General features: G+C 59.0%; 3 protein-coding genes. All 3 read left to right on the plus strand.

The features are described 5' to 3' along the window. The first annotated feature begins 7 nt into the window (after window positions 1-7). The 3 genes from H8K11_19290 to H8K11_19300 all read left to right on the plus strand — a co-directional run bounded on the left by H8K11_19290 (window position 8) and on the right by H8K11_19300 (window position 7,230). A complete protein-coding gene (locus H8K11_19290) occupies window positions 8-1,534 on the plus strand; it encodes an HlyD family efflux transporter periplasmic adaptor subunit (GenBank protein MCS6265895.1) in 1,527 nt (508 codons plus the stop codon). Window positions 1,535-1,820: 286 nt separating this feature from the next. After that, window positions 1,821-3,341: a sigma 54-interacting transcriptional regulator gene (locus tag H8K11_19295; GenBank protein MCS6265896.1), complete on the plus strand. Its 1,521-nt coding sequence runs from the start codon at window positions 1,821-1,823 to the stop codon at window positions 3,339-3,341. A gap of 448 nt (window positions 3,342-3,789) precedes the next feature. After that, on the plus strand, window positions 3,790-7,230 hold the full coding sequence (locus tag H8K11_19300) for a molybdopterin-dependent oxidoreductase (protein MCS6265897.1): 3,441 nt from the start codon (window positions 3,790-3,792) through the stop codon (window positions 7,228-7,230). The last annotated feature ends 150 nt before the right edge of the window (window positions 7,231-7,380 follow it).

A 7,380-nucleotide genomic window follows, 5' to 3' on the forward strand; every position in this document is an offset into this window, starting at 1 on the left:
TGCAGATATGGCTCAGCATCCGCAATCCCCCGGTGGCTCACCGCCGGCCGGCCCCTACCGCATCCATCCGAAGGCCATTCGTGCGCGCCGGAATCGACGGCTCCTGGTCGTGGCGGGGTTGGTGCTGGTCGCCACCGTCGCCTATCTGGTGCATTGGTATACGCATGACCGGTTTTGGGTACGAACCGATAACGCCTACGTCACGGGGAACCTGGTGCCGGTGGCGGCGCAGGCCTCCGGCATCGTGACGCAGGTGCTGGCGGAGGAAACGCAGTTTGTCAATCGAGGGGACTTGATGATCCGGTTGGATGAGCATCAAGCCTACGCTGCGCTGGGGAGGGCCCGTGGCCGGTTGGGCGAGGAGGTTCGTCGCATTGCGGCCTTGTTTATCAATCGGAAGCAACTCGCGGAAAAATTACGCTCGCGCCGGGCCCGGCTGGAGTTGGCCGAGCACGACATGGACCGGTATCAACGGGCCGCTCCGAGCGGCGCGATCTCCAAACAGATCCTGCAAAATACCGCGGACAAAATTGCGAGTTTGGACGCAGAGGTGCGAGAGACCCAGGCCGAGCTGGATTCACTGGATGCACAGATCGGGGGCACGACTGTCATAGCCCATCCGGCAGTGGATCTTGCGAAACATCAGCTGATCGAAGCGCACCTGGAGTATGCGCGCCAACAGATCCGGGCTCCCATTTCCGGATATGTGGCCAAGCGCAAAGCCCAGGTGGGAGATCGTGTTCAGCCTGGAGCGCTCCTCATGACCATTGTTCCGCTGGATCATCTGTGGGTCGAAGCGAATTTGCGCGAAACGGAACTGCAGCATGTCCGTCCCGGCCAGCCGGCTCTGGTGAACGTCAGTCTTTACGGATCGAAGCAAACGTTCCATGGCACGGTGGAGGGGCTGGTGCCGGGCAGCGGCAGCGCGTTCGCCCTGTTGCCTCCGGACAATTCGACCGGAAACTTCATTCACATCGTCGAGCGCGTTCCGGTGCGTATCGCCTTACCCTCGGACGAACTCCGGGAACATCCGATCCGGCCTGGCCTGTCGACGGTGACCAGCATCAATATCACCGAGTCCGGGCAATCCGTGTGGACCTCCTTGGCGACCCCCTCCACGGCCGAATACGAGACCGATGTCTATGCGGATGAATTGCCGATGGCGGAATCGCTGGCTAAGGACGTGATCGCGACGAATTTGGTCGTCAGGGGTCGTGGAGAATCGCTCGATTCCCTTCTCGACGAAGAGGAAGAGATTGAACGGATCGTGCCTCGGAAAGGCGATATGCGGACGTCGCCCGAAGGACGGGCTTCGAGTGACCTCGATCGCATGCGTGCGCATCGCGATCCGGCGGCGAGTGTATTCGTTCCGCGAAGAAGTCCTGATCTGGGAGTCACAACGGCTCCTCTCGCGCCCGCAGTCGGTCCAAGCTCCGGGGCGTTGGGGCCCGAGGCAGGGCGTAGTCGCTCACGGCTCAGATCGGGCGTTGAGATGGATGAGGGCAGACATGCCATGGGCACAGGACGTCATTAGTCCCACCTGTCGCAGCATCGGAAGGGCCAACCTTGCCGAGCCACGTGATCCGCCAGGTTGCCGCCGCCGTTACATTAAAGTTTGATGAAGATTCGACGAGCGACTGGAATCAGAAATGGGCCCAGCCTATGATGCCCACAGCGCACAAGCCACCACCGCCCATCGAGGCCTGCCTGCAGTTCAGTTCTGTGCGTGCAGGTGCCTTTCCTGACGACGTGTCGCTCCAGCGCACAGGGTCAGTGAGCCGTTCATAGAGGGTCTATGTTACGGGAGAAAGAAACACGCCGTGCATAACGCGGCGCTCAACTACCGCACCCTGTTGTCCGTCACCAATGTGCTGAATTCTCAGCGCAACCGGCAGAGCCTGTTTCGCGCGGTGACGGATCAGTTGGCGAAAGTCGTCCGGTGGGAGCGGGCTGGAATCACGGTGTACGATTTGAAGTCGGACGCGTTTCGCTTTTATGCGGTGGAAACGAATTTGCCCAAGGTGGTACTCAGAAGCGACGCGATGATCCCCCGCGCGCACAGCGCGGTGGGGTGGGTCTACGATCATCATCAGGTACACGTGCGGCCTCACCTGCAGCGAGAGCGACTGTTTATCGAGGATGAGAGTTATCTCCAGGAAGGACTTGGTCGCATGATCAACCTTCCCATGGTCGTCCAGGAAGCGTGTCTCGGTACGCTGAACATCGGCAGCGTCGAGGCGGGACATCCGGATCCGGCCGATGTGGATTTTCTCCAGCAGGTGGCCACGCAGATCGGCTTCGCCATCGCCCACGTCAACGCCTACGAAGAAATCACCCGTTTGAAAGAACAGTTGGCGCGGGAAAATGTGTATTTGGCGGAGGAGCTGAAGGCCAATCAGGATTTCGGCATCGTCGTGGGGCGAAGCCAGGCGTTCGAGCAGGTGCTGACGCTTGCCCGGCAGGCGGCTCCGACGGGCGCCACGGTGATGGTGACCGGGGAGACCGGAACCGGCAAGGAGGTCCTGGCGCGCGCCATCCACGAGCGGAGTTTGCGGCGTGATCGGGCCTTTGTGCGATTGAATTGCGCGGCGCTCCCCGCAGGATTAATCGAAAGCGAGTTGTTCGGCCACGAGCGGGGCGCCTTTACGGGCGCCGAACATCAACGGGTCGGCCGGTTCGAGCTTGCCGACGGCGGCACGTTGTTTCTGGATGAGGTCGGCGAGATGCCGCTTGAGGCGCAGGCGAAGCTCTTGCGGGTGCTCCAGGACGGCCTGGTCGATCGTGTCGGCGGCGCGAATGCCATTCCGGTGGATGTCCGGGTGATCGCCGCGACGAACGCCGATTTACACCGGGCGATCCACCAGGGGCGTTTCCGCAGCGATTTGTACTACCGCTTGAACGTGTTTCCCATCCATATGCCTCCGCTCAGAGAACGCCCGGAGGATATCCCCATCCTCGCCCGACATTTCCTGCAAGTTCATTCCCAGCGGCTGAAGCGACATTGTGAAGACTTCGATGAGGCGTCGATGGAGCGGTTGGTGCAGTATGCCTGGCCGGGAAATGTGCGGGAGCTTGAGAACATCGTGGAGCGTGCATTGATCCTGTGTCACGAGCGCCTGTTGCGTATCGATCCGGCGATGGTGAATGTACGTGTCCCGACCGAGTCAGGTCCTCGACGAACACTGCAGGACGAAGAGCGACACCATATTCTTCAAACGCTCACGCTGCTCGACTGGCGAATCGAAGGACCCGGCGGCGCTGCAGAGCAGTTAGGGTTGGCCCCGAGCACGCTCCGCAGCCGGATGCAGAAATTAGCCATTCGCCGCCCCTCTCGCATGTAAACAGTCCCTCCGTGCCTGCCTCTCTCTGATCCCGGCAAGAATGTTTTCGCCCACGATTGATCGTGGTGGAATCGTGGTCTCCCACCACGTGTCTTCGTGGCTGTTTCGTGTCGCCCGCGACCTTCATGAAATCTTCATTTCCGCTGTTTGATTTTTCAACGACATAGACATTTCGTCGTGAATCGACCTCGTGGCATGTGAGGTGCACAAGGGGTCGTCGTGATTTTTTTATTCCGTTGATCTTCTCACTGATGCGCGTGGTTCTTTGCGCAGAGAGCTGCGAAGCGCTGCGTCGCCGTACGATCGGCCGCTCGTGCGGGGGGAACACCATCGGCCTGGAAGGAGGGTGCGTTGGCAGTGGCCTGTTCCGGTCATGGGGGAAGTGTGGTGTAGACGCCGCGAGTCGTGGCGTCGGTAGAGTGTCCTGTCTTCTTATGAGGAGGTAGTCATGATGCAATTATCCCGCAGGCAGTTCTTGAAGGTCTCGGCGGGGACGGTCGCAGTCGCCGCTGTAGCCGACAAGGCTCTGGCATTGACCGCGCTGCAACCGGTCGTCGAGGTCGACAATCCATTGGGTGAGTATCCGGATCGATCGTGGGAGCGCGTCTATCACGATCAATACCGGTACGACTCATCCTTCACCTGGGTCTGCTCACCGAACGATACCCACGCCTGCCGCATTCGGGCGTTTGTGCGGAACGGTGTCGTGATGCGTGTGGAACAGAACTACGATCACCAGACCTACGAAGATCTGTACGGCAACCGTGGAACGTTCGCGCACAATCCCCGCATGTGTTTGAAAGGGTTTACCTTCCACCGTCGCGTGTACGGTCCCTATCGCTTGAAGGGGCCCTTGATGCGGAAGGGCTGGAAGCAGTGGATGGACGACGGCTCTCCCGAACTGACGTCGGACGTGAAGCGCAAGTACAAGTTCGACAGCCGGTTCCTCGACGACATGGTCCGCGTGTCCTGGGATACGGCCTTCACCTACGTCGCCAAGGGGTTGATCGTCATCGGTACTCGCTACAGCGGTGAAGCCGGTGCTCGTCGTCTGCGTGAGCAGGGTTATGCTCCGGAAATGATCGAAATGATGAAGGGCGCGGGCGTGCGGACGTTCAAGCACCGCGCCGGTATGCCGATCCTCGGCATGATGGGGAAGCATGCCAATACCCGGTTCAACAACTGCGTGTTGCCGTTGTTGGATAGCTGGATCCGGAAGGTTAATCCCGATCAGGCGCAGGGCGGACGCTACTGGAACAACTACACCTGGCACGGCGATCAAGACCCGTCGCAGCCCTGGTGGAACGGCACGCAGAACTGCGACGTCGACCTCTCCGACATGCGCTTCACGAAGCTGAATACGAGCTGGGGGAAGAATTTCGTCGAAAATAAAATGCCGGAAGCGCATTGGAAATTGGAAAGCATGGAACGGGGGGCGCGTCTCGTCATCATCACCCCTGAATACAATCCCACGGCCAGCCGCGCGGACTATTGGATCCCGGTGCGTCCCGAGACGGACGGCGCGCTGTTTCTCGGGGCTTCGAAAATCATTCTCGATGAAAATTATCAGGACATTGATTTTATTAAGGGCTTCACGGACATGCCGTTGCTCGTACGGACGGATACCCTCCAGTATTTGGATCCGCATGAAGTGCTGAAAGACTATCAGGTGCCGGATTTCACGAAGTCGTATTCGGGGCGCGTGCAGGGATTAAGCCAAGACCAGGTGCAGCGTCTCGGCGGCATGATGGTCTGGGACCTGGCGAAGGGGAAAGCCGTGCCGCTCCATCGTGAACAGGTCGGCGTTCATCTGGCTCAAAGCGGTATCGACCCGGCCTTGACGGGTACCTATCGGATCAAGCTGCTCAACGGGCGCGAGGTCGACGTCATGCCCATTTATCAGCTGTATACGATTCACCTCCAGGACTATGACCTGGATACCGTGCATCAGGTAAATCGGGCGCCGAAGGATCTGATTGTTCGCTGGGCGCGGGACTGCGGCACCGTCAAACCCGCGGCGATCCACAATGGAGAGGGCGTCTGTCACTATTTCCATATGACGTCGATGGGACGGGCCGCGGCATTGGTGATGATGCTGACGGGCAATATCGGGAAGTTCGGCACCGGATGTCACACCTGGTCCGGCAACTACAAGGTCGGCATTTGGCAGGCGGCGCCCTGGTCCGGCGCGGGCGCGAGCGTCTATCTGGGAGAAGATCCCTGGAACTTGAATCTCAAGGACGATGTGCACGGCAAGGAAATCAAATATCGAAAATATTATTACGGTGAGGAGCCGGGGTATTGGAACCATGGCGACAATGCGTTGATCGTCAATACGCCGAAGTACGGCCGCAAGGTGTTCACCGGCAAGACTCATATGCCGAGCCCCAGCAAAGTCCGCTGGGTGGTGAACGTGAACATTCTCAACAACGCCAAGCACCACTACGACATGGTGAAAAACGTCGATCCGAACATCGAGATGCTGGTCACGCAAGACATCGAGATGACCTCGGACGTCAACCATGCCGACGTGGCATTCGCCGTGAATTCATGGATGGAGTTTACCTATCCCGAAATGACGGCCACGGTGTCGAATCCCTGGGTGCAGATCTGGAAAGGCGGTATCCGCCCCCTGTACGACACCCGGAACGATCTCGATTCGTTCGCCGGCGTCGCCGCGAAGCTGAAGGAAATGACGGGCGAACAGCGGATGGCGGATACGTATAAGTTTGTCTACCACAACCGGGTGGACATTTACGTACAGCGCATTCTCGATGCCTCGACCACGTTTTTCGGTTACAGCGCCGACGTCATGTTGAAGTCGGAAAAGGGCTGGATGGTCATGTGTCGCACCTACCCGCGGCATCCGCTCTGGGAAGAGACCAACGAGTCCAAGCCGCACTGGACACGATCGGGACGCTTGGAGACCTACCGTATCGAGCCGGAGGCGATCGAATACGGCGAAAACTTCATTTCACACCGGGAAGGCCCGGAGTGTACGCCGTATCTGCCGAATGCCATCATGACGACCAATCCCTATGTCCGGCCGGAGGATTATGGAATTCCCGTGACGGCGCAGCACCATGACGATAAGACGGTGCGGAATATCAAGCTGCCGTGGTCCGAAATCAAACAACACCCGAACCCCTTGTGGGAAAAGGGCTACCAGTTCTACTGCGTGACGCCCAAGACCCGGCACCGGGTGCACAGCCAATGGTCGGTGAACGACTGGGTGCAGATTTATGAGTCGAACTTCGGCGATCCGTACCGGATGGACAAACGGACACCGGGGGTCGGCGAGCACCAGTTGCACATCAACCCGCAGGCAGCGAAAGACCGCGGCATCAACGACGGCGACTACGTCTTTGTCGACGGTAACCCGGTGGACCGGCCCTATCGCGGCTGGAAACCGTCGGATCCGTTCTACAAGGTCGCCCGCTTGATGATCCGGGCGAAATACAATCCCTCATATCCGTACCATGTGACGATGGCCAAACACGCTCCCTATGTGTCGACGGCCAAGTCGGTGAAGGGGCATGAGACGCGGCCGGACGGACGCGCTATTGCGGTCGATACCGGGTATCAGTCCAACTTCCGGTACGGCGCGCAACAATCATTCACCAGGAGCTGGCTCATGCCGATGCATCAAACCGACTCACTGCCGGGCAAGCAGGCGAATGCGTTGAAATTCAAGTGGGGATTTGAAATCGACCACCATGCGGTCAACACGGTGCCGAAGGAATGCTTGATCCGCATCACCAAGGCGGAAGACGGCGGTATCGGAGCGCGTGGTCCGTGGGAACCAGTCCGGACCGGGTTCACGCCGGGTCAGGAAAACGAGTTCATGATCAAGTGGCTGAAAGGTGAGCACATCAAGATCAAAGTGTAAGGGACGTGAAAGGTGAGAGGTGAGAGGCAAGAACAAACTCTCATCTCTCGCACCGCGTCTATCGTCTACCGTTTCACGTCTTACGGAGGAATGCGATGCCAGAAGTCTATAACTGGCAACTGGGACGGAAGATGCTGTATCCCTACGAGG

The organism is Nitrospira sp. (genome assembly GCA_024998565.1).
GTDB lineage: Bacteria > Nitrospirota > Nitrospiria > Nitrospirales > Nitrospiraceae > Nitrospira_A.

What these genes read in the sequence shown, in the direction of transcription:
- H8K11_19290 (MCS6265895.1), top strand. Translation starts at nt 8, where the DNA reads ATGGCTCAGCATCCGCAATCCCCCGGTGGCTCACCGCCGGCCGGCCCC.
- H8K11_19300 (MCS6265897.1), top strand. Translation starts at nt 3,790, where the DNA reads ATGATGCAATTATCCCGCAGGCAGTTCTTGAAGGTCTCGGCGGGGACG.